Raw genomic sequence first — 23506 nt, forward strand, 5'->3', positions numbered from 1 at the left:
CCGAATGCTAGGTCCTGCGCCGCACCAGCTTCGACCACAGCCAGGGGGTGCGCGAGGGCGCCTCGACCTGCGCAGGCGGGGGTGGGCCCTCGTCGACGTCGTCGAAGAGGAGCGCGTGCCCCGGGACCTCGCCGCTGAGGGTCGTCGGGTCGATGCTCCAGCCGCGCGCGACCGCCATGACGGTCTCCTCGTTGACGTCGAGGACGACCTGGAATCGCGCCTCCTCGTCGGTGATCTCCTCGAGCACGGGGAGCCCGAGACCGGTCTCGGTGGGAGTGGACACCCCGGCCCAGACGAGCTCACCGCTCTCGCCCACGACCTCGACATGGCGCAGCAGTCGCCCGCGGTCCGCCAGGAGCCACCGGTGGGCCTCGACGACCCGGTGGCTCGCGAAGGCCTGGACACGGGTGCCGAGCAGCGCCGACAGCGAGGCGAGCCGGGTGGCCGAGATGTCCGCGAGATCGGAGCTGACCGCCAGGGTCCACCGACCGTCCACCCCGGGCACCGGCGGGAGCAGGCCGACCTCGTCGAAGGCCTCGGCGGCCTCGCCACCCGAGACGTTGCGCCCGCCGGTCAGGCCGAGGGCCTCGGCCACCTGCGCCTGCGAGCGGTCGAGGACCGCCAGCCAGGCGGTCTTGTACCCGAAGGGCTCGAGGTGGGTCACAACGAGCGCGCCATGATGACGCCGTCACGGTCGTCGCCGGGGGCCACCCGGACGCCTCCGGGCACCCGGCCGACCTCCGTGTAGCCGTAGCGGGTGTAGAACTCCCCGAGCCCGGTCCCGCCGCGGTAGTCGAGCGTCACGAGCTCGACCCCCGCCTCGCGGGCCGCGCGGTGCAGCCCCGCCATGAGGAGTGCGCCGTGGTTGGTCCCCCGACGGCCGGGGTCGGTCATGATCCGCTCGAGGTTGGCGGTGTGGGCCACCGTCGCGCCGGTGGGCCGGACGACGAAGCCGAAGCCGAGCAGGTCACCGAGCGGCGAGTTCAGCGCGACGCACCGCACCCCGCCGTCGCCGAGGCGCGCGATGTACCCGTCGAGGACGCGGGCGACCTCCCCTTCGCTCGCACCGGGCGCGAAGCCCACGGCGCCACCGGCGTCGTTGACCTCGACCCACATCCGCAGCATCGCCTCGCGCGCCCGTGCGGGGACCTTGTCGGCGATCCGCACGTAGGGCAGCTCGAGGACCTCCCACGCGTCGCCGTCGACGGTGTGGTCGAGCTCGGGCACGTGCACCATGCCCGCGGCCTCCGCGACGAAGCGGGTCGAGATGTCCTCGGGGGCGACCCGCAGCCGCAGCGGCAGGTCCGGCAGCCACTCGAGGCAGTACGCGACGACGAGCCGCAGCGCCCGCCCGGCGAGGGTGTCGCTCCCTTCGCCCTCGACGACGCGGATCGTCACCCGGATGAAGTCGGCGTGGGCACGCAGCCCGACGAAGCCCACCCGAGCGCCGACGCCGTCCTGCACGATCCAGGCTCCGTAACCGTGCTCGTCCCAGTGCTCGCGCCAGCCCCGCACGATCTGCGCGGGTCGCTCCGCGGAGACGGGCACGTCCATCAGCTCGGCCACGAGCTGCGCGTCGTCGTCGACGGGCGGCTGCAGCGAGAGGTCATCGGTGGTGATCGATCGTGGTGCAGTCACGGGACCCATGGTGACACCCGGATCGGCGCGCTGGGACGATGGCCAGATGAGTGAACCGCTGCACGTACCCGTCGGCACGGGACCCGACGACCTCTTCGAGCGGTTCACCCGGTGGGCGCAGGAGCGGGGCACCCCGCTCTACCCCCATCAGGAGGAGGCGCTCCTCGCGCTCCTGGGCGACGACCACGTCGTGCTCGCCACCCCCACCGGCTCCGGCAAGTCGCTCGTGGCGACCGGCGCCATCGCCCACGCGATGGCCAAGGACGAGGTCGCCTTCTACACCGCGCCGATCAAGGCGCTCGTGTCGGAGAAGTTCTTCGACCTCTGCGCGATCTTCGGTGCCGACAACGTCGGGATGCTCACCGGCGACGCCTCGGTCAACGCCGACGCGCCCGTCATCGTGTGCACCGCCGAGGTCCTCGCCAACCTCGCCCTGCGCGAAGGGAACGAGGCCGACGTCGGTCTCGTCGTCATGGACGAGTTCCACTACTACTCCGAGCCGGAGCGTGGCTGGGCCTGGCAGGTCCCCCTGCTCGAGCTGCCCCAGGCGCAGATGCTCCTCATGTCGGCGACCCTCGGCGACACCCGGGCCATCGAGACCGACCTCGCCGAGCGGACCGGCCGTGACGTCGTCGTCGTCGCGGACGCCGAGCGCCCAGTGCCGCTCACCTTCTCGTGGGCGCTCACCCCGATCCAGGAGACGATCGAGGAGATCATCGAGTGGCGCCGCGCGCCGGTCTACGTCGTCCACCAGACGCAGGCCAATGCCGCCGAGCACGCCCGCCTGCTGCAGACGCTCAAGCTCCTCGACGCGGACGAGAAGCAGGCCATCGCCGACCGGCTCGCCGGCTTCCGCTTCTCCGCGGGCTTCGGTCGCACCCTCGGCGCGATGCTGCGCCGCGGCGTCGGCGTGCACCACGCCGGCATGCTGCCGCGCTACCGCCGGCTCGTCGAGCAGCTCGCCCAGGCCGGCCTGCTCAAGGTCATCTGCGGCACCGACACCCTCGGTGTCGGCATCAACGTCCCGATCCGCACGGTGCTCTTCACCTCGCTGACGAAGTTCGACGGCTCCCGCCACCGCGTGCTCCGGGTCCGCGAGTTCCTCCAGATCGCCGGCCGGGCCGGCCGCGCCGGCTACGACACCGAGGGCTACGTCGTCGTCCAGGCCCCCGAGCACGTCATCGACAACCACCGTGCGCTGCTCAAGGCGGGCGACGACGAGAAGAAGCGCAAGAAGGTCCAGCGCAAGAAGCCGCCGGAGGGCTTCGTCGTGTGGACCGAGGAGACCTTCACCAAGCTGACGACGGCCACCCCCGAGACCCTGCGCTCGCGCATGAAGGTCGACAATTCCATGATCCTCAACGTCGTCGCCCGGCCGGGTGACCCGGTGGCGGCCCTCTCGCGCCTCACCCGCGACAACCACGAGGACGCGAAGGGGAGGGCTCGCCTCGCCCGACGGGCCATCCGTCTGGGGCGCAGCCTGCTCGACTCCGGGGTGCTCGAGCGGCTGCCCGCGCCGGACCCGACCGGCCGCACCGTGGCGCTCACCCTCGACCTGCCCCCGGACTTCGCGCTCAACCAGCCGCTCGCCCCCTTCGCGCTGGCAGCGCTCGACCTGCTCGACCCCGACTCCCCGACCCACGCCCTCGACGTCGTCTCGACGATCGAGGCGGTCCTCGAGGCGCCCTTCGCGATCCTCATGGCGCAGCAGCACGCCGCTCGCGGCGAGGCGGTCGCCGAGATGAAGGCGGACGGCATCGAGTACGAGGAGCGGATGCGGCTGCTCGACGAGATCACCTGGCCGCGGCCGCTCGCCGAGGAGCTGACCGCCGCCTTCGAGACCTACCGGCAGACCCACCCGTGGCTGCCGGAGGAGGCCCTCGTCCCGAAGTCCGTCGTGCGCCTCATGTGGGAGGAGGGCATGTCCTTCGCCGACTTCGTGCGCCGCTTCACCCTCGCCCCCCGCGAAGGACTCGTCCTGCGCTACCTCACCGACGCCTACCGCACGCTGACCCGCACCGTGCCCGAGAGCTACTCCTCGCCCGAGCTGGCCCAGATCGTCGAGTGGCTCGGCGAGACGGTCCGCCAGACCGACTCGTCGCTGCTCGACGAGTGGGAGGCTCTCTCCGACCCCGACGCGGCCGCCCGGCTCGCCGAAGGGCGGGAGGCCGCCGCCCCGCCGCGCCCGCTCACCGCGCGCACCGGCCCCTTCCGCACCATGGTCCGCGGCGCCCTGTGGCAGCGGGTCGAGCGGGCCGCGCGCGACGACCTGACCGCCCTCGCTGCCATCGAGCAGGCCGCGGCCGAGCTCGCCGACGACGACCGCTCCCCCGTCATGCGGTACGACGACTGGGACGTCGCCCTCGGCGACTACTGGGAGGAGCACGACCGGATCGGCACCGATCAGGACGCCCGGGGCCCGCACCACCTGCACGTCGAGGAGACGAGCGGCCCCGCCCCGGGACTCGACCCGGACGAGGCCCCGGACGTGCGGCTGTGGGAGGTCCGCCAGACGCTCGCCGACCCCGAGGGCGACGGCGACTGGGTCATCGAGGCCACGGTCGACCTCGACGCCTCCGACCGGGTCGGCGAGGCCGTCGTGCTCGCGACCGCCCTGCGCCGGCTGTGACCGCGGGCATATCCTGACGCCCTGATGATCACCCTCCCCCGGCGCCTCGCGCAACTCCTCCTGGCCCTGGCCCTCGCGCTCGGCCCGGCACTCCTCGCCCCACCGTCGGCGTCCGCAGCACCGACCGAGCGCTCCGACACCACGGCGAGCAAGGTGCCCAACCCCCTGCGCGTCGGGACCGAAGGGGTGTACGCCCCCTTCTCCGTCAAGCAGGGCGACGACTTCACCGGCTTCGACGTCGAGGTGATCAAGGCGGTCGGCGAGCGGCTCGGTGTCGAGGTCGAGTTCGTCGGCACCCCGTGGGACTCAATGTTTGCCGCGCTGGGCGCCGGACGATTCGACATCGTCGCCAACCAGGTCAACGTCAACCCGGAGCGCGAGAAGCTCTACGACCTCTCCGACCCCTACGTCGACACCGCCGGCGTGCTCGTCGTCGCCGAGGACAACCCGGAGGGCATCACGCAGCTCTCGGACCTCAAGGGCAAGAAGGCCGCGGAAAACATCACGAGCAGCTGGGCCGAGGTGGCCGAGGAGCACGGCGCCGACGTCGTCGGCGTCGACGGCATGAACGAGGCGATGGCCAGCCTCAAGGAGGGCCGCGTCGACGCGATCGTCAACGACAAGCTCGCGGTGCGCAACTACATCGCGACCGCCCCCGACCCCGGGGTCAAGGTCGTCGCCGAGACCGATGACAAGGCGCAGTCCGTCTTCGCCGCCAAGAAGGGCTCCGGCTACATGCCGGAGATCAACAAGGCCTTGGCCGAGATGGAGGCGGACGGCACCACCCAGCAGATCTACGACAAGTACTTCAGCGCCGACAACGCCACCCCGAGCTCCTGGGACCTCGTCAAGACCAATGCCTGGCCCATGGCGTGGAAGGCCATCGCCGTCACCATCCCGCTGACCGCGATCTCCTTCGTCGTCGGGCTCGCGCTCGCCCTCGTCACGGCCATCGGTCGGATGTCGACGTCGGCGCTCCCCCGCGGTCTCGCGCGCGCCTACATCTCGGTCATCCGCGGCACACCGCTGCTCGTGCAGCTCTTCCTCATCTTCTACGCACTGCCGGAGATCGGGGTGGACTTCCCGCCCTTCGTCGCGGCGGTCATCGCCCTCTCGCTCAACGTCGGTGGCTACGCGGCCGAGATCATCCGCTCGGCGATCGAGTCGATCCCCCGCGGCCAGTGGGAGGCCGCGCAGACCATCGGCATGAGCCGCACGACCGCACTACGCAGGATCATCCTGCCGCAGGCGGCCCGCACGGCGATCCCGCCGTTGTCCAACACGCTGATCTCGCTGCTCAAGGACACCTCGCTCACGTCGATCATCCTCGTCGTCGAGCTGACCCAGGCGGCCCGCTTCGCGGCCGCCCCGACCTTCCAGTACATGCCGATGTTCGGCCTGGCCGCGCTCTACTACTGGATCATCTGCACGGTCCTCTCGCTCGTCCAGGACCGTGCCGAGGAGAGGTTCAGCCGCTATGTCGCAGCCTGAGGCAGGCACCCCCGCCGTCACCGTGCAGCACGTGCGCAAGAGCTTCGGTGACAAAGAGGTCCTGCAGGACATCTCCTTCGAGGTCGGCACCGGCGAGGTGAGCGTCGTCCTCGGCCCCTCGGGCTCGGGCAAGACGACGCTGCTGCGGGCGCTCGGCGGGCTCGAGCGGCCCGACTCCGGCGTCATCACCATCGGCGGCGCGAGCGTCGACTTCGCCGAGCTCACCCCGAGCCGGCGCGGCAGCCTCCCCCGGGGACAGCGTGCGCAGGTCGAGGCGCTCGGGGCGCAGAGCGGCTTCGTCTTCCAGGGCCACAACCTCTTCGCCCACAAGAGCGCCCTCGACAACATCACCGAGGGCCCGGTCGTCGTCCAGGGCGAGGACCCCGAGGCCGCGCGGGAGCGGGCCCGGACGCTCCTCGAGCAGGTCGGGCTGTCGGAGCACGCCGACAAGTACCCCTACCAGCTCTCCGGCGGCCAGCAGCAGCGCGTCGGCATCGCCCGGGCCCTCGCCCAGCGGCCGGCGGTCGTGCTCTTCGACGAGCCGACCTCCGCCCTCGACCCGGAGACCGTCGGCGAGGTGCTCGCCGTGATGCGCGACCTCGCCGAGGCCGGCTGGACGATGGTCGTCGTCACCCACGAGATCCGCTTCGCGCGCGAGGTCGCCGACGAGGTGCTCTTCATCGACGGCGGGCTCGTCGTCGAGCACGGGCCCCCCGAGCGGGTCATCCTCGACCCGCAGCAGCCGCGCACGCAGGCCTTCCTCCAGCGGATCCTCGACCCGCTGTGATCCTCGTCGACCCACCCACGTGGCCCGGCTGGGGCCACACGTGGAGCCACCTCGTGTCGGACACCTCCCTGGCGGAGCTGCACGACTTCGCCGAGCGGGTGCGCCTGCCACGGCGCCTCTTCGACGAGGACCACTACGACGTGCCCGCCGAGCGCTACGACGAGGTCGTGGCCGCCGGCGCCCAGCCGGTCGCGGGGAGCGACCTGATCCGCCGCCTCATCCGCAGCGGGCTGCGGGTCACGCAGGCCGAGCGATCCGGGCGGTCTCCCGACGCAGGTTGACCCGCGCCGGTCCTCCGCGGCTCGTCAGGCGATCTCGCCACCGGCCTCCTACGCTGGGTGGCGCACCAACCCACTCATCGAGCACCGGACACAAGGGGACATCCAGCACATGAGCAAGCACCTGACCACCGCCCGATCCTGCGCGCTCGTCGCGATCGCCGCCCTCGGCCTGTCCGCCTGCGGCGGTATCGGCGACGGCGGCTCGACCGTGACGGTCACCGAGTCGTCGCAGGAGCAGAGCCAGACCTCCGAGCCCACGGACCAGAGCACCACGTCCGCACCGACCTTCACGCCGAGCACGACGGCCAGCTCCACGTCGAGCCCGACCTTTGGTTCGGGCGATGCGCCCAGCACCCCTCCCGCCGGGTCCACGCCGAACACCGACACCTCGAAGAAGATCGACGTCAACACGCTGACGCAGAAGGTCGAGGACCACGCCGAGGGCACGATCCCCTCCGACGTGACCCTGTCGTGCCAGGGGGGCATCGCGCTCGTCGCCGACGAGACGCAGAAGTGCTCGTGGATGGACTCCGACGGCAACGTCACCCGGCTGACCATCACCGTCGACTGGGCAGCGGTGGTCGGCGACAACATCCAGTACTACCTGTCGCTGGAGAACTCCGCCTACACGCCCTGACCGGAGGCCCTCACGGGCCACACCGGAGCCGGTCGAGCTCGCGTCGCAGGTTGACGCGGGCTCGACCGCTCCACCGCCGGTGCGCGTGGTCGGTGAGGTAGAGCCGCTCCCGGTCGACGAAGGGGGTGAGCACCGTCGCCCTCCCCCGTGCGTAGTCCGCGTCGGAGTAGTCGCCGTACTCGAGGCGCACCTGGTGGCAGTAGGCGTCGAAGCGCTCGGTCGGCGCGGCGAGCACCCACAGGTCGGCGTCGTGGAAGGCGCGGGCGGCCGCGTCGGTGCTGCTCATCTCGTGGGTCGCGCTGTCGCGCACCAGGGTCGCCACGTGCGCCACGCGCTCGGCCGGCAGGCCGAGCGCGGTGAGCCGCTCCTCGGCGAGCACCGCAGACGCCTCCTCGTTGGCCCCCGGCGGGGCCGCCGGGTCGTACACGGCGTCGTGGTACCAGGCAACCAGCCCTGCGAGGCGCCGTTCGAGGGCGGGGAGGTCACCCCCTTCGTGCAGCTCGTCGAGGGCCGCGAGGACCTCTGCCAGGTGGACGGCGTCGTGGTACGAGCGGTGGTCCTTGAGCCAGCGGTCGAGCAGGTCGGTGACCTCGGCAGCGACCCGCTCCGGCAGCGCGGTCGGGCACAGTGCGGTGACATCGGCGTGCCACCGGCTCCTCAGGGTCTCCACCTGTGCGATTCTGCCCGAATGAGCGCTGACTCCCTCGAGTCCGTCCGCCGCGCGGGCGTCGAGACCACCGGTATCGAGATCATCGACGAGGCGGATCGCACCGCCCGACCCGCTGACCTCTTCTGGCCGTGGTTCGCCGCCAACGTCTCGGTCTTCGGCATCTCCTACGGCAGCTTCGTCCTCGGCTTCGGCATCTCCTTCCTCCAGGCCCTCGTCGTCTCCCTCGTCGGCATCGTGGTCTCCTTCCTGCTGTGCGGGCTCGTCGCCGTCGCCGGCAAGCGCGGGTCGGCACCGACCATGGTCATCTCGCGGGCCGCCTTCGGCGTGCAGGGGCAAAAGCTCCCCGGCGTCGTCTCGTGGGTGGTCTCCATCGGCTGGGAGACCTTCCTCGCGATCATGGCGACGCTCGCCACGGCGACCGTCATGCGCGAGCTCGGCTGGGGCGGCGGCACGCCGACCAAGGTCGTCGCGATGCTCGTCGTCGCGGCCCTCATCGTCACCGCCTCCGTCGCGGGCTACCACCTGATCATGCGGCTGCAGTCGGTGCTCACCTGGCTCACCGGCATCGCGACCCTGCTCTACCTCGCCCTGACCGTGCGCCACATCGACTGGTCGGCGCTCACCGCGCTCGAAGGTGGCTCGACCCAGCAGGTCCTCGGCGCCCTCATCATGGTGATGACCGGCTTCGGGCTCGGGTGGATCAACATCGCCGCCGACTGGTCGCGCTACCAGAGCCGCCAGGCCCCCTCCGGCGCGATCGTCGCGTGGAACACCCTGGGCGGCGCCCTCGCCCCCGCCCTCCTCGTCGCCTACGGCATCGGCCTCGCCGGCTCGGACGAGGCCCTGAGCGCCGGCATCGCCGCCGACCCCGTCGGCACGCTCGCGACGATCCTGCCGACCTGGTACCTCGTGATCTTCGGCGTCGCGGCGGTCCTCGCACTCGTCTCCGGTGCCGTGCTCGGCATCTACTCCTCCGGCCTGACGCTGCTCAGCCTCGGCGTGCGCATCCCCCGCCCCGCGGCTGCCGGTCTCGACGGGCTGCTGCTTACCCTCGGCACGATCTACGTCGTCTTCTTCGCCGAAAACTTCCTCGGGCCCTTCCAGTCCTTCCTCATCACCCTCGGCGTGCCGCTCGCGGCGTGGGCCGGCATCTTCCTCTCCGACCTCGCGCTGCGCCGCCGTGACTACGACGAGGAGGCCCTCTTCGACGCCCGCGGTCGCTACGGGTCGATCGACTGGACCTCCGTCGGCACGATGGTGCTCACCTCGGTCATCGGCTGGGGACTGGTCACCAACGCCATGCCGGACTCGACGTGGAACAACTGGCAGGGCTATCTGCTCAAGGCCTTCATGGGCACCGAGCTCGTCGAGGACCCGGCGGGCAACTACTGGGCCGGCGACTGGTCCTACGCCAACCTCGGCGTCATCGTCGCCCTCGTGCTCGCCTTCGTCATCACCTGGGTCGCGCGCCGGGGCACCGTGCGCCGCCAGGAGGAGCAGGCATGAGCGAGCTGCCCGACCTCTCCGACGCCTGGCTCGTCGTCATCGACCCCCAGCGGGTCTTCGCCGACCGCGGCTCCGAGTGGGGGTCGCCCATGTTTGACGACGCGCTCGGCCCGATCAAGAGCCTGCGCTCGGGCTTCGGAGCGGACCGCACGCTGGTGACCCGGTGGGTGCCGGGCGCCGATCGTCCGGGCTCGTGGGGGCCCTACTTCGAGCGCTGGTCCTTCGCCGACCGACCGGCGACCGACCCGCTCTTCGACCTCGTCTCCCCGGCCAACGGCTGGAGCAGCCGGGGCACGGTCGACGTGTCGACCTTCGGCAAGTGGGGCGAGGGCATCACCCGCACGACCGGCGAGACGCCCACCCTCGTGCTGGCGGGCGTCTCGACCGACTGCTGCGTCATCTCCACCGCGCTCCCCGCCGCTGACGCTGGCGCCACCGTCGTGGTGGCCGCCGATGCCTGCGCCGGCTCCAGCGAGGACAGCCACGCCGCGGCGCTGCAGGTCATGGGGCTCTACGCGCCCCAGATCGTCGTCGCGACGAGCTCGGACGTGCTCAGCTCCCGCTGATGTTGACCATCCACGGGATGCCGTAGCGGTCGGTGAAGGAGCCGTACTCGTCGCCCCACATCTGCATCTCGAGGGGCATCTCGATCTGGGCCCCGGCGGTGAGCCCGGCCCAGTAGCTGCGCACCTGCTCGGTGTCGTCACCGCTGATGCTGACCGTCACCGAGGTGCCGAGGGTGCGGGCCATCCCGGGCGGGGTGTCGCTGGCGAAGATCGTGTAGCCGGCCTCGGTGACGAGGCTGGCGTGCATGACCTGGTCGGCGATCTCGCCGGCATCGGGCATGCTGTCGCCGAAGGTGTGGACGAGCAGCTCACCGCCGAGCACCGACTGGTAGAACTCCATCGCCTCGCGGGCGTTGCCGTCGAAGTTGAGGTACGGGTTGAGTTTCGATGCCATGGCCCGACGCTAGGCCTGCGCACCGACAACCGGAAGACCTGCGGCCCCCCGCACCGGACGCAGCCTCCGGGCCGCGTCGTGCACCGCGTCGGTGAGCCGCGCGATGCGTGGGGTGGCCAGGGTCCAGACCTGCCAGTGCAGCGGCACGTCGCGGTGCTCCCGGCGGCGCAGCAGCACGAGGCGGCCGGTGTCGAGGTCGTCCTCGAGCTGGGCCTCGGGGACCATCGCCCAGCCGAGCCCGGCCCGCACCGCCGCGACGAAGCCCTCGGAGGAGGGCACCTGCGAGGTCGGCGGCGGCGCACCCACCCCGAGGTCGCGCAGCACCCCGAGCTGCAGGTCGTCCTTGGCGTTGAAGCGCAGCACCGGCATCGCCGACCAGTCGTACCCGCGGCCCCGGGCGAAGCGCTCCGCCAGCTGCGGAGCGGCCACCGGGAGGTACCGCATCGCGCCGAGCGGCTCGGTGCGGCAGCCTGACACCGGTACGGGGTTGGCCGTCACGGCCCCGACCACCCCACCCCGACGCAGGTGGTCAGCGCTGTACTCCTCGTCCTCGACCTCGAGCTGCAGCCGGGTGCCCTCCCAGCCCGCGGCCGCCCCGAGCACCGGCGCGAACCACGTCGCGAGGGAGTCGGCGTTGACCGCGACCGGCAGCGCGACGGGGGCGTCACTCCCTTCGCCCAGCGCGGCACGCGCCTCGTCCTCGAGCAGGACCATCTGGCGGGCCGTGCGCACGAGCGTCTCCCCCGCAGCCGTAGCACGGCAGGGGGCGGTGCGCTGGACGAGCACCCGGCCGGCATCGCGCTCGAGCGCCTTGATCCGCTGGCTCACCGCCGAGGGGGTCACGTGGAGCACGCCGGCGGCGGCGTCGAAGGTCCCGGTGTCGATGACGGCGAGCAGCGCTCGCAGCTGATCGAGCTGCATGAAGCAATGCTAATGATCCCCAAGGATCTTTCGCTGGGCTTGCTCGCCACGTCCACCTAGCGTTGCCCCGTGCTCACCACTGCCCTCGCCGGTCTGCTCACCGGCCTCACGCTCATCGTCGCCATCGGTGCGCAAAATGCCTTCGTCCTGCGCCAGGGCATCCGTCGTGAGCACCTGCTGCCGGTCGTGGCGATCTGCATCGCCGCGGACGCCACGCTCATCGCCCTCGGCACGGGTGGGGTCGGGGCGCTCGTGAGCAGCCACCCCGGGCTGGTGCGCGTCGTCACGTGGGTCGGCGCCGCCTACCTCGTCGGCTACGGCCTGCTCGCCCTGCGTCGCGCCACCCGCCCCACTGGTCTCGGGGCGACCGCACCCGCCTCCAGGGGGTCCGTGGTCGCGACGACCCTCGCGATCACCTTCCTCAACCCCCACGTCTACCTCGACACCGTCCTCATGCTCGGGTCGATCGCCAACGGCTTCGAGGACGAGCGGTGGGCCTTCGCCGGCGGCGCCGTGGTCGGCAGCACGGTGTGGTTCACCGGCCTCGCCCTCGGCGCCCGGGCGCTGGCCCGACCGCTGGCGAGCCCGCGGACGTGGCGCGTCCTCGACGCCGTCATCGGCGTGACGATGATCGGGCTGGGCGTGCTGCTCGCCCTCTGAGGTCAGCCGGCGGCGGCGAAGGGGGTGAGCTCGGCCGCGAGGTCACCGTGCACCCGTGCCCGGAGGTGGGTGCCCTCGGCGACGTGCTCCTCGGCGAGGATCTCGGCCTCGTCGTGCAGTCGGCTGACGAGGTCACCGCGCGCATACGGCACGAGCACCTCGACGTCGATGTCCGGTCGGGGCAGCTCCTCCGCGACGAGGTCGAGCAGCTCGGGGATGCCCTGGCCCGTGCGCGCCGAGACGGCGACGGAGTAGCGCTCGTTGCGCAGGATCCGGTCGACGACCTCGGGGTCGGCCGCATCCGCCTTGTTGATGACGACGACCTCCTTGACGTCGGTCGCGTCGACGTCGGCGAGGACGCTGCGGACGGCGGAGATCTGCCCCTCGGGGTCGGGGTGCGAGCCGTCGACGACGTGCAGCAGCAGGTCGGCGTCGCCGACCTCCTCGAGCGTCGAGCGGAAGGCCTCGACGAGCTGCTCGGGCAGGTGGCGGACGAAGCCGACGGTGTCCGCGAGGGTGAACTCGCGCCCGTCGGCGGTCTCGGAGCGCCGCACCGTCGTGTCGAGGGTCGCGAAGAGCTGGTTGTCGACGAGCACGCCCGCGTGGGTCAGCCGGTTGAGCAGGGTGGACTTGCCGGCATTGGTGTAGCCGGCGATGACGACCGACGGCGTGCCGTTGTGCCGGCGGGAGGAGCGGCTCGTGTCGCGGTGGGTCTTCATCCCCGCGATGTCGCGCTTGAGCTTGGCGATGCGCGAGTTGATCCGGCGACGGTCCAGCTCGATCTTCGTCTCACCCGGGCCACGCGAGCCCATGCCCTGACCGCCGGCGGCCTGACCGCCGGCCTGCCGGGACATCGACTCACCCCAACCGCGCAGACGCGGCAGGAGATAGGTCAGCTGGGCCAGCTCGACCTGCGCGCGACCCTCGCGCGAGGTCGCGTGCTGGGCGAAGATGTCGAGGATCAGCGCCGTGCGGTCGATGACCTTGACCTTGACGACGTCCTCGAGGGCGCGCCGCTGGCTCGGGCTGAGCTCGTCGTCGCAGACGACGGTGTCGGCCCCCTCCGCCACGACGATGTCGCGCAGCTCGAGGGCCTTGCCCGAGCCGAGGTAGGTGCCCGGGTCGGGGTTCTGCCGGCGCTGGAGGACACCGGCCAGCACCTCCGAGCCGGCCGTCTCGGCGAGCGCGGCGAGCTCTCGCAGCGAGTTTTCGGCGTCCTCGACCCGGCCGTCGGTCCACACCGCGGCGAGGACGACCCGCTCGAGCCGCAGCTGGCGGTACTCGACCTCGGTGATGTCCTCGAGCTCGGTGGACAGGCCCTGGACACGGCGAAGGGCGGAGCGCTCCTCGCGGTCGAGCTGCTCGCCGTCGTAGTCGCTCCTGTCGACGAAGCCGTCGTCGTCGGCGAGCGCCTGGGCGCGTCGGGAGAGGACCCGGTCGATGGTCGGGTTGATGGTGATGTCGTCGCCGCCGTCGTGGGCGCTGCGCAGTGGTTCTGTCATGTTCTCCTCAGGATCTCACCCTGCAACGCCCGCAGGCCAGCCATTAGTCCTCGTCGCCCTCCACCGCATCGGTGAAGGCCCGGGCGAAGGCGCCTTCGACGACCACGTCGATGCCCCCTTCGCCCCGGCGGATCACGACGCTCATCGACCCGTCCGCGGCACGGTGGTACTCGGGTGGCGACGGCATCTCGTCGGGGCGGTGCAGACGCACGAGGACGGACCGCGGGTGCGGTGGGCCCTCCGGCACCGGCTTGTCGAGCAGCGCGTCGAGGTGGGTGCCCGACCATCTGCGGCCACTCCTTCTCCGGTGCCCGGGCCGCAGCAGCCGCGAGGTTGTGCAGGCCGAAGACCTCACCGTCGTCGGCCTCGAGGTACCCCGCGTTGGCCCCCGGGTGGTGGTGGAGTCGGACGGCGTCGCCGGCTGAAGATCCCCACACCGACATCCTGCCACCGGTGCCGCGGCACCCCCGGCGAGCGCGTAGGGTCTCCAGCCGTGTCCGACTCCCCCACCACCGTCCCCGAGCACGAGCACCTCGACCGCGGGCTGAACCCCCGCCACGTGCAGTTCATCGCGCTCGGCACCGCCATCGGCACCGGCCTCTTCTACGGATCGTCCGAGACCATCCAGGCCGCCGGCCCCGCCGTCCTCGTCGCCTACGCCGTCGCCGGCTTCATGGTCTACGTCGTCATGCGGGCCCTCGGTGAGATGGCCGTGCGCCACCCCGTCGCAGGGTCCTTCGCCCAGTACGCAGGCTCCTTCCTCGGCCCGTACGCGGGCTTCATCGTCGGCTGGGTCTTCTGGCTCGAGCTGGCCGTCGTCGCCATCGCCGACATGACGGCCGTCGCGACGTACATGGGGCTGTGGTTCCCCGGGGTCCCCGGCTGGGTGTGGATGGCGGCGGCGATCGCCCTCATCGGGGCGCTCAACCTCATGGCGGTGCGGGTCTTCGGGGAGATGGAGTTCTGGTTCTCCCTCATCAAGGTGACGGCGATCATCGCCCTCGTCGTCGGTGGACTCGCGCTCATCCTCTGGGGACGCGAGGTCGGCGGCACGACCCCGGACTTCGCCCACCTGTGGAGCCACGACGGCTTCGCCCCCTTCGGCCTGTGGGGCATCATCATGAGCTTCAGCGTCGTCGTCTTCTCATTCGGCGGCATCGAGACGCTCGGGATGACGGCCGGCGAGGCCGACGACCCGGAGCACTCCATCGCGCGCGCGGTCAACACCGTGCCCTTCCGCATCCTGCTCTTCTACGTCGCGGCGCTCGCGGTGATCATGTCGATCATCCCGTGGGACGAGGTCACCGGTGAGTCCTCCCCCTTCGTCGAGGTCTTCGCCGCGCTCCAGGTGCCGGCGGCGCAGCACGTGATGAACTTCGTCGTCCTCACAGCCGCCCTGTCCGCGATGAACGCGATCTTCTACGCCTGCTCCCGGACGATGTACGGCCTCGCCGAGCAGGGGCACGCCCCGCGCTCCTTCCTCCACCTGTCCCCGCGGGCGCACATCCCGATCTACCCGGTCGTGTGCATGTTTGCCGCAGGCGGAGTCGGCCTCGTGCTCTTCCTCGTCATCGAGGACCGGCTCTTCTTCTTCGTCGCCGCGATCGCCTCCTTCGCCACGGTCTTCACCTGGCTGATGATCCTGCTGGCGCACCTGCGGATGCGCGCCCGCATGGCGCGCGAGGGTGCCCGGCCCGGCGGCTTCGCGATGCCCTTCTTCCCCGTGCTCAACCTCATCGCGATGACCTTCATGGTCGGCGTCATCGTCCTGCTCGCGACGACCGAGGACGGACGCAATGCCTTCCTCGTCGGTGCGGGGGCGCTCGTGCTGCTGACGATCGCGTGGTTCGCCCTCGTGCGCGGCGAAGGGCGGCGCCCGATCGTCCTCGAGGACGCCGGTCAGCGCTCCGGCGACAGCTCCCGCGTGTAGAGCACCGTCCCCTGCGCGTCGCGCAGGGTGACGGTCAGCGTGCCGTCGTCGGCGATGTCGGCGTGACCGAAGAACTGGTTGCCGCCCCGCGGCGACTGGTTGGGGTGATCGGCGCTCTTGACGAAGTCGACCCGGGGGCCGAAGGTGCCGTCCATCTCGTTGGGCCCGAAGGTGCCCGCGTTGATCGGCCCGGCGACGAACTCCCAGAAGGGCGCGAAGTCGGTGAAGGCCGCTCGCTCAGGGCTGTAGTGGTGGGCGGCGCAGTAGTGCACGTCGGCGGTGATCCACACGACTCCGGGCACGTGCTTGATCTCACGCAGCAGCCAGGCCAGCTCGATCTCCTTGCCGAGCGGCGCACCATCGTCGGCATTGGCGAGGGACTCCTGGGCATCGCCGTCGGGCACGACGATGCCGAGCGGCAGGTCGGCCGAGATGACCTTCCACGTCGCGGTGGAACGCTTGAGCTCACGGGCGAGCCAGCGGACCTGCTCGTCGCCGATGAGGCTGGTGCGGCGCTGCTCGAGACCCGGGGTGTTGGGGTCCTTGAAGGTGCGCATGTCGAGGCAGAAGACGTCGAGGTGCCTACCACGCGAGACCCTGCGGTGAATGCGCTGCCCGTCGCGTCGGTCCTGACCGTTGCTGATCGGCTGCCACTCCCACCACGCGCGCTTGGCGTAGCGCGCGAGGACGTCGACGCGCCGCTCGCGGTCGTACCGGGGGTCCTCGAGGACCTCGCCCGGGTACCAGTTGTTCGTCGTCTCGTGGTCGTCCCACTGGGCGATCACGGGGACGTCGGCGTACATGGCGCGCAGGTTGCCGTCGAGGTGGTTGTAGCGGTGACGCCCGCGAAACTCGGCGAGGGTCTGGGCAACGTCAGACACCTCGGGGATCACGAGATTGCGCCACACCTGCCCGTCGGGCACGGTGACGCTCGCCTCGATCGGCCCGTCGGCGTAGATCGTGTCGCCGCAGTGGATGAAGAAGTCCGGGCGCGTCGCGTGCATGGCGCGGTAGGCGACGTACCCGCCGAGGTCCGGGTTGATCCCCCAGCCCTGCCCGGCGGTGTCACCGGTCCAGACGAAGGACTGGCTCCCCCGGCCCCGGTCGGCCGTGGTGAAGCTCAGGTCGGCGCTCTCGCCGCGGCGGCCGTGCTCGTCCTCGAAGGCCACCTCGATCTCGTGCCGGCGCCCCGGTGCGAGAAGGCGCAGGTCGATCTTGCCCGTGTGGTCGGTGCCCGGCGTGACCCACGGCCCGCGGATCGTGCGGCGGGAGCGGCCTCGCCCCGTGAGCGTGGCCACCATCCGCGAAGGGCGGTCCGCCCGGGCCCAGACGACCGCCGAGTCGGTCGTCACGTCACCTGACGAGACGCCCGAGGTGAGCCGTGGGCGCCGGGTGGACCGGTCAGGGTGTGCAGGTGACGGTGGCGTGTCCGGGAGGTCAGCCCTTTGCCAAGGTGCGGATGTCGGTGGCCTCGGTGCGCTCGGCGTCGGCCCGCTCGTCCTCGGTCATCTGCTGGCTCTCGATCTCCGCCTGCACCCGCCGCAGGTAGTGCTCGACCTCCGAGCGCGTGCGCTCCTCGTCCCACCCGAGCTCGGCCGCGAGGATCTGGGCTGCCGGCTCGGCCGCCTCGACACCCCGGTCGGTCGTCTCGATCGAGATGCGCGTGCGCCGGGTCAGCAGGTCGTTGAGGTGGAGGGTGGCCTCGTGGCGCGCCGCGTAGACCACCTCGACCCGGAGGTACTCCGCCGCTCCTGCGAGCGGCTCTGCGAGAGAGCGGTCCTCGTCGATCATGGCGAAGAGGTCGACGGCCATAGAGCCGTAACGGTCGAGCAGGTGGGTCACCCGCCAGACCGGCAGGTCGTGACGCCGGCTCAGGGTGTCGAGCTGGTTGACCAGAGCCTGGTAGCCCTCGGCCCCGACCAGCGGAATGTGCTCGGTGACGCTGTCGGGCACGCCGGGCGAGAGATCCTCACGAGCGGCGTCGACGGCGTCGGCGGCCATGACGCGATAGGTCGTGTACTTGCCACCGGCGATCGAGATGAGGCCCGGCTGGGGCCGGGCGACGGCGTGCTCGCGGCTGAGCTGCGAGGACTCCTCCGACTCCCCGGCGAGCAGCGGTCGCAGGCCGGCGTAGACGCCTTGGATGTCGTCGCGGGTCAGCGGCGTGAGGAGCACGCCGTTGATCTGCTCGAGGATGTAGTCGATGTCCGCCGAGGTCGCAGCGGGGTGCGCCCGGGAGAGGTTCCAGTCGGTGTCGGTCGTGCCGATGATCCAGTGGGTGCCCCACGGGATGCAGAAGAGCACGGATTTTTCCGTCCGCAGGATCAGGCCGGTCTCGGAGTTGACCCGGTCACGGGCGACGACGATGTGCACGCCCTTGCTCGCGCGGACGTGGAAGCGCCCCCGCCCCCCGGCCATGGTCTGGATGTCGTCGGTCCACACGCCGGTGCAGTTGATGACCACCGAGGCCCCCACCTCGACCTCGTCACCGGTCTCGACGTCGAGCACCCGGGCGCCCACGACGCGCTCACCGGCGTGGAGCAGGCCGGTGACCTTGGCGGAGTTGAGCACCGTGGCGCCGTAGGAGGCGGCAGTGCGCACGACGGTGAGGGTGTGGCGAGCGTCGTCGCACTGGGCGTCGTGGTAGAGCAGCCCGCCGTGGTGGGCGGAGGGCTTGAGCGCCGGGACGAGGCGACGCACTCCCCCCTTCGTCAGCTGCTTGGTCCGCGGCACGGACCGGCCGCCGCCCATCGTGTCGTAGAGGGTCAGGCCCGCGGTGACGTAGGGGCGCTCCCAGACCGGGTGCTCGAGGGGGTAGAGGAAGGAGACCGGCCTGACCAGGTGCGGCGCGATCCGGGTGAGCATGAGCTCGCGCTCCTTGAGCGCCTCGCGGACGAGCCCGAAGTTGAGCTGCTCGAGGTAGCGCACCCCTCCGTGGAAGAGCTTGCTCGAGCGCGACGAGGTCCCCGAGGCGAAGTCCCGCTGCTCGACGAGCGCCACCTTCAGGCCGCGCGTCGCGGCGTCGAGGGCGACCCCGGCGCCGGTGACGCCACCCCCGATGACGAGGACGTCGAGGTCCTGGCTCGCGATGCGGCGCCAGGCCTCGGCGCGCTGCTGGGGGTCCAGAGGTGTGGGAGTCGTCATGGCACAAAGGTAGTCGCGTCTGCCGCCGTGGCCGAACCCAAACCTGACAGGATGCGGCCATGAGCGCTGCGACGACCTACGTGCTGGCCATCGACCAGGGGACGACGAGCACCCGGGCGATGGTCTTCGACCGTGACGGGGCGGTCGTGGCGACCGACCAGATCGAGCACGAGCAGATCTTCCCGCGGGCCGGCTGGGTCGAGCACGACGCGCTGGAGATCTGGGGCAACACGCGCCGGGTCATCGGCGGGGCCCTCGGCAAGGCCAATCTCAACAGCGGCCACATCGAGGCCGTCGGCATCACCAACCAGCGTGAGACGACCGTCGTGTGGGAGAAGGCGACCGGCCAACCGATCCACCACGCGGTCGTCTGGCAGGACACCCGCACCCAGGGGATCGTCGACGAGCTCGCGGCCGACGGCGGGCTCGACCGCTTCAAGGAGGTCTGCGGCCTGCCGCTCGCGACCTACTTCGCCGGGCCCAAGATCGCGTGGATCCTCGACCACGTCGAGGGCGCCCGCGAGCGGGCGGAGGCGGGCGAGCTGCTCGCCGGGACGATGGACACCTGGGTGCTGTGGAACCTCACCGGCGGCGGCGAGAACGACGGCGTGCACGTCACGGACGTCACCAATGCCTCGCGCACGATGCTCATGGACCTGCGCACGCTGCAGTGGGACGAGGCCATCTGCGAGGCGATCGGGGTGCCCCTGCAGGTGCTGCCCGAGATCCGCTCCTCGTCCGAGGTCTACGGCGAGTGCAAGCCGGGCGTCCTCAACGGCACGCCCATCGCGGGGATCCTCGGCGACCAGCAGTCGGCGACCTTCGGCCAGGCCTGCCTGACGCCGGGGACGGCCAAGAACACGTACGGCACGGGCAACTTCATGCTGCTCAACACGGGCACGGAGATCGTCACGAGCGACAACGGCCTGCTGACGACGGTCTGCTACCAGCTCGGCGACGAGCCGGCCGTGTACGCGCTGGAGGGCTCGATCGCCGTCACCGGGTCGCTCATCCAGTGGCTGCGAGACAACCTCGGTTTCATCCGCGAGGCGCCCGAGGTCGAGCAGCTCGCCGGGACCGTCGAGGACAACGGCGGCGTGTACTTCGTGCCGGCCTTCTCCGGGCTCTTCGCCCCGCACTGGCGCCCCGACGCCCGGGGGGCGATCCTCGGTCTGACGCGCTTCGCCAACAAGGGCCACATCGCCCGGGCCGCGCTCGAGTCGACGGCCTACCAGACCCGCGACGTGCTCGACGCGATGCAGGAGGATGCCGAGCGCGCGGGCGGCCGGCTCACGGAGCTCAAGGTCGACGGCGGCATGGTCGCCAACGAGACGCTCATGCAGTTCCAGGCCGACATCCTCGGCGTCGACGTCGTGCGCCCCAAGATCGCCGAGACCACTGCGCTCGGTGCTGCCTACGCGGCCGGGCTGGCCGTCGGCTACTGGGAGTCGACGGACGAGATCGTCGACAACTGGACCGAGGACGAGCGGTGGTCCCCGTCGATGGACGAGACCGAGGTCGAGCGACTGCACCGTAACTGGACCAAGGCGATCTCCAAGACCCTCGACTGGGTCGACGAGGACGTCGACTGACCGCCCGCCGGGCTCAGGCAGCGAGCTCGGAGAGGTACTCCTCCACGGGCGACCAGTGCAGGTCGGCCCGTGGACCCGCCCCGCGACGAAGGGGGTCAGTGTCGCGACCCCGTCCGTGCCCGAGGAGTGGTGGGGCAAGGCAGTGGTGGTCGCTGCCGGTCGGGGTGGTGATGACCACCTCGTGGGCCCCGCCTCCGGGGTCGAGCCCGGTCGAGATCACCTCGGCCCGCCAGCCGGGGGTCTCCTTGACCAGGTTGTGCGCCTGACAGGTCCCCCACCCACCAGCCGCGCTGGTGGCGCCGCCGGATGCGTGTGGGGTGATGTGGTCGATGTCCCGGATCGGGGCCCCGCACCACGGGACACGGCAGGTCCCGGCGTCGCGGGCGTGGATGAACCTGCGCAGCCCGCCCGCGAAGAGGCGGCGGGTGGAGTCCATCGCCACCAGGTCCTTGCCGTCGGGGGTGGTCCACAATCGGCGCAACCACGTCGCCGTGTCACGGCCCTCAGCATCACTCGCGTCTTCGAGGAGACTCAGCAGGTGCTCCAGCGCCGTACCCGCGGGGATCGGGCCGTGGCCGACCACCTCCACGCCGCTCTCGGACTCGCCGGCGGTGTCGCTGGTGGGGATCAGGAGGCTCTCGTTCATCACCAGGCCGATCTCGACCGGCTGCGTCTGCCCCTGCGCCCGGCCCGAGAGCCGCTCCAGAGCGGTGTCGGTCATCCACGCCCCACGCCCCCGGTCATCCGCGGCACGTGCCGCGTCCGTCTCGGGGTCGCCGGTCGCGACGAACCGGGCCTGCTCGGCGGCCTTGAGCGCCGCGAACGCCCCGACGACGTCGACCATCGGGCCCAGCACGCTCAACCACGCCATCCCATCGGCCGCGGGGCGGATGCTCACCCGCCGCGACGCCACCGCCCGCTCCCTCCTGCGCACCAGGGATTCCTGGTCCAGGTCCACCGTCACCCGGTGCGCAGCAGCCCGCAGCTGCCGATCCCCCAACGTGGTCAGGCACCCCGACAACCGCTCGTCGGCGATCACGTGGTCCTCGTGGGACAGGCACGCCGTCTCCCTCGCGACGATCGTCGCCCGCCACTCACCCACCTCACCCGAGGTCAACGCCTGCAGTGTGTGCGGCAAGTCCTCCACCAACGCCTTGGCCAACCCCACGTGCCGGTCCGCCTGGCTGGGCGAGCAGCGCCGCGCCAACGCCACGTCACACCGCGACCCGCGCCGCCGAGACGTCGCCTCACGCGCACTGATCTCCCCCGCCTGCTTCTGCTCACCGATCCGCGCGTCCCGCTCCGCGACGAACCGAGCCGTCGCCCGCGCCTGCACCCCAGCCAGCGACCCCTTCAACGCCTCACCCAACGTGATGACCTCGAGCAGGTCCGCCTCGCTCAACCCCTCAGGGCGAGCCGCAGCCAACTCCGCGAGCATCCCCCGAAGACGCCTCGGCAGACCAACTCGCTCCCCCGACTGCACTTGCTGTGTCTGCCCGCTCATCGCACCTCCCCTCGCTCACCCAGTATCGAACACCTGTTCGAATGCCGTCAAGAGGGGGTGGGGACAACTTCTCGACGACATCCCTACCACCTCCCCCGACACCACCGCGCCTGCCACCACCCACCGAAGACCCGCGTCACCAAGGTCATGCCCAGTTACACCTAGGGTGATCCCCGTGACCGAGCACTACTTCACCGACTCCCCGGCCGCGACCGACGCCGAGCGCCGCCCGCGGCAGCTCACCCTCGCCGGCCGTGAGGTCACGGTGGAGACGGCCGGCGGCATCTTCTCCCCCGGCGGCGTCGACAAGGCGACGGCGATCCTGCTCGACGAGGTGCCCGCACCCCCTGCGGCCGGCGACCTGCTCGACATCGGTTGCGGCTGGGGGCCCATCGCCCTCAGCCTCGCCCTGCTCTCCCCCGAGGCCACCGTCTGGGCCGTCGACGTGACCGAGCGCGCGCTCGACCTCACCCGCCGCAATGCGGCCACGCTCGGCCTGACCAATGTGCGGACGGCCCGACCGGACGAGGTGCCGGCCGACCTCGCCTTCGCCGCGATCTGGTCCAATCCGCCGATCCGCATCGGCAAGCCCGCGGTGCAGGAGCTGCTGGGCACCTGGCTCCCCCGCCTGACGCAGGGAGCCGACGCCCACCTCGTCATCGGCAAGAACCTCGGCGCCGACGGGTACGCCCGCTGGATCACCGACGAGCTCGGGCTGCCCACGGAGCGGGCGGCGACGAGCAAGAGCTTCAGGGTCCTGCGGACCAGCCGGCCCGCGGGGGGTTGATCAGGTCACCCTCCCAGGTGAGGTCACTGCTCTCGTCGACCTCGTAGGCCTCGAACCGCTCGTCCGCGAGGACCGCGTCGACGAGCTCACGTGAGCCGGCGACGATCGTGCTGTCCCAGTCGATCTCGCTCGCGACGACCCACTCGCGGCCTGCGGGCCAGATGATCTGCGGGCCGAGCTCGGGCGCCTCTGCCATGACCCCGATCCCCGCGCGCCCCGGCCATGTCGGGTCGGCCAGCTCGGCGGACGAGGTCGCGAAGAGCAGACACTCGCGCCCGGGCAGCTGCAGGAGCGGCCCGCGCCGCACGGCTCGACGCACCTCGGGCCGGAGCGAGGCCGCACGCCGCCGCTCGGACTCCCGCTGCATCCGGCGCCGCGCCCACCAGCCCTGCAGCCCGGCGTCGTCCGAGAGGTAGACGACGGACGCCGAGCCGGACAGCTCACCCCAGCCGGCCCAGATCCCGGCGACGAGGTCGTCGGGCGTCGCCGTCGCATCGCGGAGGTGCCCGGTCAGCCCGGCGAGCAGGTCGACGTCCAGGCACCCCTCGCGCGTCTGACCGACCTGCCACCCGTCCGCGAACTGCACGCCGCTGTGCAGATCGGCCAGTCGGTTGAACTGCACGAGCGGGTGCATCGTCAGCCCCTGCCGGGAGGCGATCTCCGCCCACGGCCAGCGGGTCTCCACGAGCACGCGCGGCATCCCCCACGTGTCGACGTCGGACAGGTCCAGCCGGGTCACGGGGACCGGGTGCAGGACCCGGGCATAGGCCGCGAAGCCGGCACCGGCGACACCGCCGACTCGACCCCAGTCACCCACCCGGGCGAGCAGCCAGCCGCCGCACGTGACATCCCGCAGCAGCTCCACAC

The 23506-nt window shown here is 71.5% G+C and carries 22 protein-coding genes and 2 pseudogenes; 12 read left to right on the top strand and 12 right to left on the bottom strand.

Translation table 11 applies throughout. The features are described 5' to 3' along the window. Positions 1 to 7 precede the first annotated feature (7 nt). Together CWN80_RS00785 and CWN80_RS00790 are read right to left on the bottom strand one after the other, a co-directional pair. Complete coding sequence (locus CWN80_RS00785; protein WP_051987907.1) at positions 8 to 664, bottom strand: hypothetical protein; 657 nt, start codon at positions 662 to 664, stop codon at positions 8 to 10. Continuing rightward, positions 661 to 1638: a GNAT family N-acetyltransferase gene (locus tag CWN80_RS00790; protein WP_007926234.1), complete on the bottom strand. Its 978-nt coding sequence runs from the start codon at positions 1636 to 1638 to the stop codon at positions 661 to 663. The genes CWN80_RS00785 and CWN80_RS00790 overlap by 4 nt, the downstream gene beginning before the upstream one ends. 46 nt (positions 1639 to 1684) lie before the next feature. Between CWN80_RS00790 and CWN80_RS00795 the strand changes: the two genes are divergently transcribed. The 6 genes and pseudogenes from CWN80_RS00795 (at position 1685) to CWN80_RS00815 (ending at position 7463) form a co-directional block, all read left to right on the top strand. Next, a complete protein-coding gene (locus tag CWN80_RS00795) occupies positions 1685 to 4267 on the top strand; it encodes a DEAD/DEAH box helicase (RefSeq protein ID WP_007926233.1) in 2583 nt (860 codons plus the stop codon). Positions 4268 to 4291: 24 nt separating this feature from the next. Further along, positions 4292 to 5068 (top strand): annotated as a pseudogene (locus CWN80_RS15685) (transporter substrate-binding domain-containing protein); the annotation flags it as partial. A 66-nt stretch (positions 5069 to 5134) separates the two neighbouring features. Next, positions 5135 to 5758: an amino acid ABC transporter permease gene (locus CWN80_RS15690; protein WP_238148020.1), complete on the top strand. Its 624-nt coding sequence runs from the start codon at positions 5135 to 5137 to the stop codon at positions 5756 to 5758. Then, on the top strand, positions 5745 to 6545 hold the full coding sequence (locus CWN80_RS00805) for an amino acid ABC transporter ATP-binding protein (RefSeq protein ID WP_128276725.1): 801 nt from the start codon (positions 5745 to 5747) through the stop codon (positions 6543 to 6545). The genes CWN80_RS15690 and CWN80_RS00805 overlap by 14 nt, the downstream gene beginning before the upstream one ends. Next, positions 6542 to 6826: a DUF4031 domain-containing protein gene (locus CWN80_RS00810; RefSeq protein ID WP_040880909.1), complete on the top strand. Its 285-nt coding sequence runs from the start codon at positions 6542 to 6544 to the stop codon at positions 6824 to 6826. Before CWN80_RS00805 ends, CWN80_RS00810 begins: the two co-directional genes overlap by 4 nt. A gap of 109 nt (positions 6827 to 6935) precedes the next feature. Beyond that, on the top strand, positions 6936 to 7463 hold the full coding sequence (locus CWN80_RS00815; protein ID WP_007926229.1) for a hypothetical protein: 528 nt from the start codon (positions 6936 to 6938) through the stop codon (positions 7461 to 7463). Between the two features lie 10 nt (positions 7464 to 7473). On the opposite strand, the gene CWN80_RS00820 is transcribed toward CWN80_RS00815, so the two are convergent. Next, positions 7474 to 8133 carry an HD domain-containing protein gene (locus CWN80_RS00820; protein WP_007926228.1) on the bottom strand — a complete coding sequence of 220 codons (660 nt, stop codon included), beginning with the start codon at positions 8131 to 8133 and terminating at the stop codon, positions 7474 to 7476. 18 nt (positions 8134 to 8151) lie between these two features. Here CWN80_RS00820 and CWN80_RS00825 point away from each other — a divergent pair, with 18 nt between their 5' ends. Then, positions 8152 to 9639 (top strand): purine-cytosine permease family protein, encoded by a 1488-nt coding sequence (locus CWN80_RS00825; RefSeq protein ID WP_007926227.1) that lies wholly within the window; start codon positions 8152 to 8154, stop codon positions 9637 to 9639. Then, positions 9636 to 10205: a cysteine hydrolase family protein gene (locus tag CWN80_RS00830; protein ID WP_007926226.1), complete on the top strand. Its 570-nt coding sequence runs from the start codon at positions 9636 to 9638 to the stop codon at positions 10203 to 10205. The genes CWN80_RS00825 and CWN80_RS00830 overlap by 4 nt, the downstream gene beginning before the upstream one ends. Here the strand turns inward: CWN80_RS00830 and CWN80_RS00835 are convergent. Next, complete coding sequence (locus CWN80_RS00835) at positions 10192 to 10599, bottom strand: VOC family protein (protein WP_007926225.1); 408 nt, start codon at positions 10597 to 10599, stop codon at positions 10192 to 10194. The genes CWN80_RS00830 and CWN80_RS00835 overlap by 14 nt on opposite strands. Positions 10600 to 10608: 9 nt before the next feature. Beyond that, entirely contained in the window at positions 10609 to 11520 is a 912-nt protein-coding gene (locus tag CWN80_RS00840; RefSeq protein ID WP_007926224.1) for a LysR family transcriptional regulator ArgP, read from the bottom strand. Between the two features lie 69 nt (positions 11521 to 11589). On the opposite strand from CWN80_RS00840, the gene CWN80_RS00845 reads away from it, so the two are divergent. Then, entirely contained in the window at positions 11590 to 12180 is a 591-nt protein-coding gene (locus CWN80_RS00845) for a LysE/ArgO family amino acid transporter (RefSeq protein WP_007926223.1), read from the top strand. A gap of 2 nt (positions 12181 to 12182) precedes the next feature. Here CWN80_RS00845 and hflX read toward each other — a convergent pair whose 3' ends face one another. Both hflX and CWN80_RS15695 read right to left on the bottom strand, forming a co-directional pair. After that, entirely contained in the window at positions 12183 to 13682 is a 1500-nt protein-coding gene (gene hflX, locus CWN80_RS00850; RefSeq protein WP_007926222.1) for a GTPase HflX, read from the bottom strand. A gap of 43 nt (positions 13683 to 13725) precedes the next feature. Further along, positions 13726 to 13893 carry a hypothetical protein gene (locus CWN80_RS15695; protein ID WP_238148005.1) on the bottom strand — a complete coding sequence of 56 codons (168 nt, stop codon included), beginning with the start codon at positions 13891 to 13893 and terminating at the stop codon, positions 13726 to 13728. Positions 13894 to 14175: 282 nt separating this feature from the next. Here CWN80_RS15695 and CWN80_RS00855 point away from each other — a divergent pair, with 282 nt between their 5' ends. Further along, positions 14176 to 15612 carry an amino acid permease gene (locus CWN80_RS00855; RefSeq protein ID WP_238148006.1) on the top strand — a complete coding sequence of 479 codons (1437 nt, stop codon included), beginning with the start codon at positions 14176 to 14178 and terminating at the stop codon, positions 15610 to 15612. Here the strand turns inward: CWN80_RS00855 and CWN80_RS00860 are convergent. The 3 genes and pseudogenes from CWN80_RS00860 to CWN80_RS00865 all read right to left on the bottom strand — a co-directional run bounded on the left by CWN80_RS00860 (position 15582) and on the right by CWN80_RS00865 (position 18756). After that, the gene (locus CWN80_RS00860) at positions 15582 to 16781 is read right to left on the bottom strand and encodes an alkaline phosphatase D family protein (protein ID WP_337590121.1); all 1200 of its coding nucleotides are present in this window, start codon (positions 16779 to 16781) and stop codon (positions 15582 to 15584) included. The genes CWN80_RS00855 and CWN80_RS00860 overlap by 31 nt on opposite strands. Before the next feature lie 24 nt (positions 16782 to 16805). Next, positions 16806 to 16970 (bottom strand): annotated as a pseudogene (locus CWN80_RS15995) (alkaline phosphatase D family protein); the annotation flags it as partial. Between the two features lie 79 nt (positions 16971 to 17049). Next, positions 17050 to 18756 (bottom strand): glycerol-3-phosphate dehydrogenase/oxidase, encoded by a 1707-nt coding sequence (locus CWN80_RS00865; protein ID WP_007926219.1) that lies wholly within the window; start codon positions 18754 to 18756, stop codon positions 17050 to 17052. A gap of 59 nt (positions 18757 to 18815) precedes the next feature. Between CWN80_RS00865 and glpK the strand changes: the two genes are divergently transcribed. Continuing rightward, entirely contained in the window at positions 18816 to 20348 is a 1533-nt protein-coding gene (gene glpK, locus CWN80_RS00870) for a glycerol kinase GlpK (RefSeq protein WP_128276727.1), read from the top strand. Positions 20349 to 20361: 13 nt separating this feature from the next. On the opposite strand, the gene CWN80_RS00875 is transcribed toward glpK, so the two are convergent. Further along, positions 20362 to 21750: an HNH endonuclease gene (locus tag CWN80_RS00875; protein WP_128276728.1), complete on the bottom strand. Its 1389-nt coding sequence runs from the start codon at positions 21748 to 21750 to the stop codon at positions 20362 to 20364. A gap of 268 nt (positions 21751 to 22018) precedes the next feature. Here CWN80_RS00875 and CWN80_RS00880 point away from each other — a divergent pair, with 268 nt between their 5' ends. Further along, on the top strand, positions 22019 to 22639 hold the full coding sequence (locus CWN80_RS00880; protein ID WP_007926210.1) for a class I SAM-dependent methyltransferase: 621 nt from the start codon (positions 22019 to 22021) through the stop codon (positions 22637 to 22639). Here CWN80_RS00880 and CWN80_RS00885 read toward each other — a convergent pair. Continuing rightward, complete coding sequence (locus CWN80_RS00885; RefSeq protein WP_128276730.1) at positions 22602 to 23504, bottom strand: hypothetical protein; 903 nt, start codon at positions 23502 to 23504, stop codon at positions 22602 to 22604. The genes CWN80_RS00880 and CWN80_RS00885 overlap by 38 nt on opposite strands. Positions 23505 to 23506: the final 2 nt, after the last annotated feature.

It is taken from the genome of Janibacter hoylei PVAS-1 (assembly GCF_004025845.1).
Lineage (GTDB): Bacteria > Actinomycetota > Actinomycetes > Actinomycetales > Dermatophilaceae > Janibacter > Janibacter hoylei.

Excerpts from the sequence above, each read along its gene's own strand:
- CWN80_RS00795 (WP_007926233.1), top strand. The coding sequence starts at position 1,685 with ATGAGTGAACCGCTGCACGTACCCGTCGGCACGGGACCCGACGACCTC.
- CWN80_RS15690 (WP_238148020.1), top strand. The coding sequence starts at position 5,135 with ATGGCGTGGAAGGCCATCGCCGTCACCATCCCGCTGACCGCGATCTCC.
- CWN80_RS00805 (WP_128276725.1), top strand. The coding sequence starts at position 5,745 with ATGTCGCAGCCTGAGGCAGGCACCCCCGCCGTCACCGTGCAGCACGTG.
- CWN80_RS00815 (WP_007926229.1), top strand. The coding sequence starts at position 6,936 with ATGAGCAAGCACCTGACCACCGCCCGATCCTGCGCGCTCGTCGCGATC.
- CWN80_RS00825 (WP_007926227.1), top strand. The coding sequence starts at position 8,152 with ATGAGCGCTGACTCCCTCGAGTCCGTCCGCCGCGCGGGCGTCGAGACC.
- CWN80_RS00830 (WP_007926226.1), top strand. The coding sequence starts at position 9,636 with ATGAGCGAGCTGCCCGACCTCTCCGACGCCTGGCTCGTCGTCATCGAC.
- CWN80_RS00835 (WP_007926225.1), bottom strand. The coding sequence starts at position 10,599 with ATGGCATCGAAACTCAACCCGTACCTCAACTTCGACGGCAACGCCCGC.
- CWN80_RS00840 (WP_007926224.1), bottom strand. The coding sequence starts at position 11,520 with ATGCAGCTCGATCAGCTGCGAGCGCTGCTCGCCGTCATCGACACCGGG.
- hflX (WP_007926222.1), bottom strand. The coding sequence starts at position 13,682 with ATGACAGAACCACTGCGCAGCGCCCACGACGGCGGCGACGACATCACC.
- CWN80_RS00865 (WP_007926219.1), bottom strand. The coding sequence starts at position 18,756 with ATGACGACTCCCACACCTCTGGACCCCCAGCAGCGCGCCGAGGCCTGG.
- glpK (WP_128276727.1), top strand. The coding sequence starts at position 18,816 with ATGAGCGCTGCGACGACCTACGTGCTGGCCATCGACCAGGGGACGACG.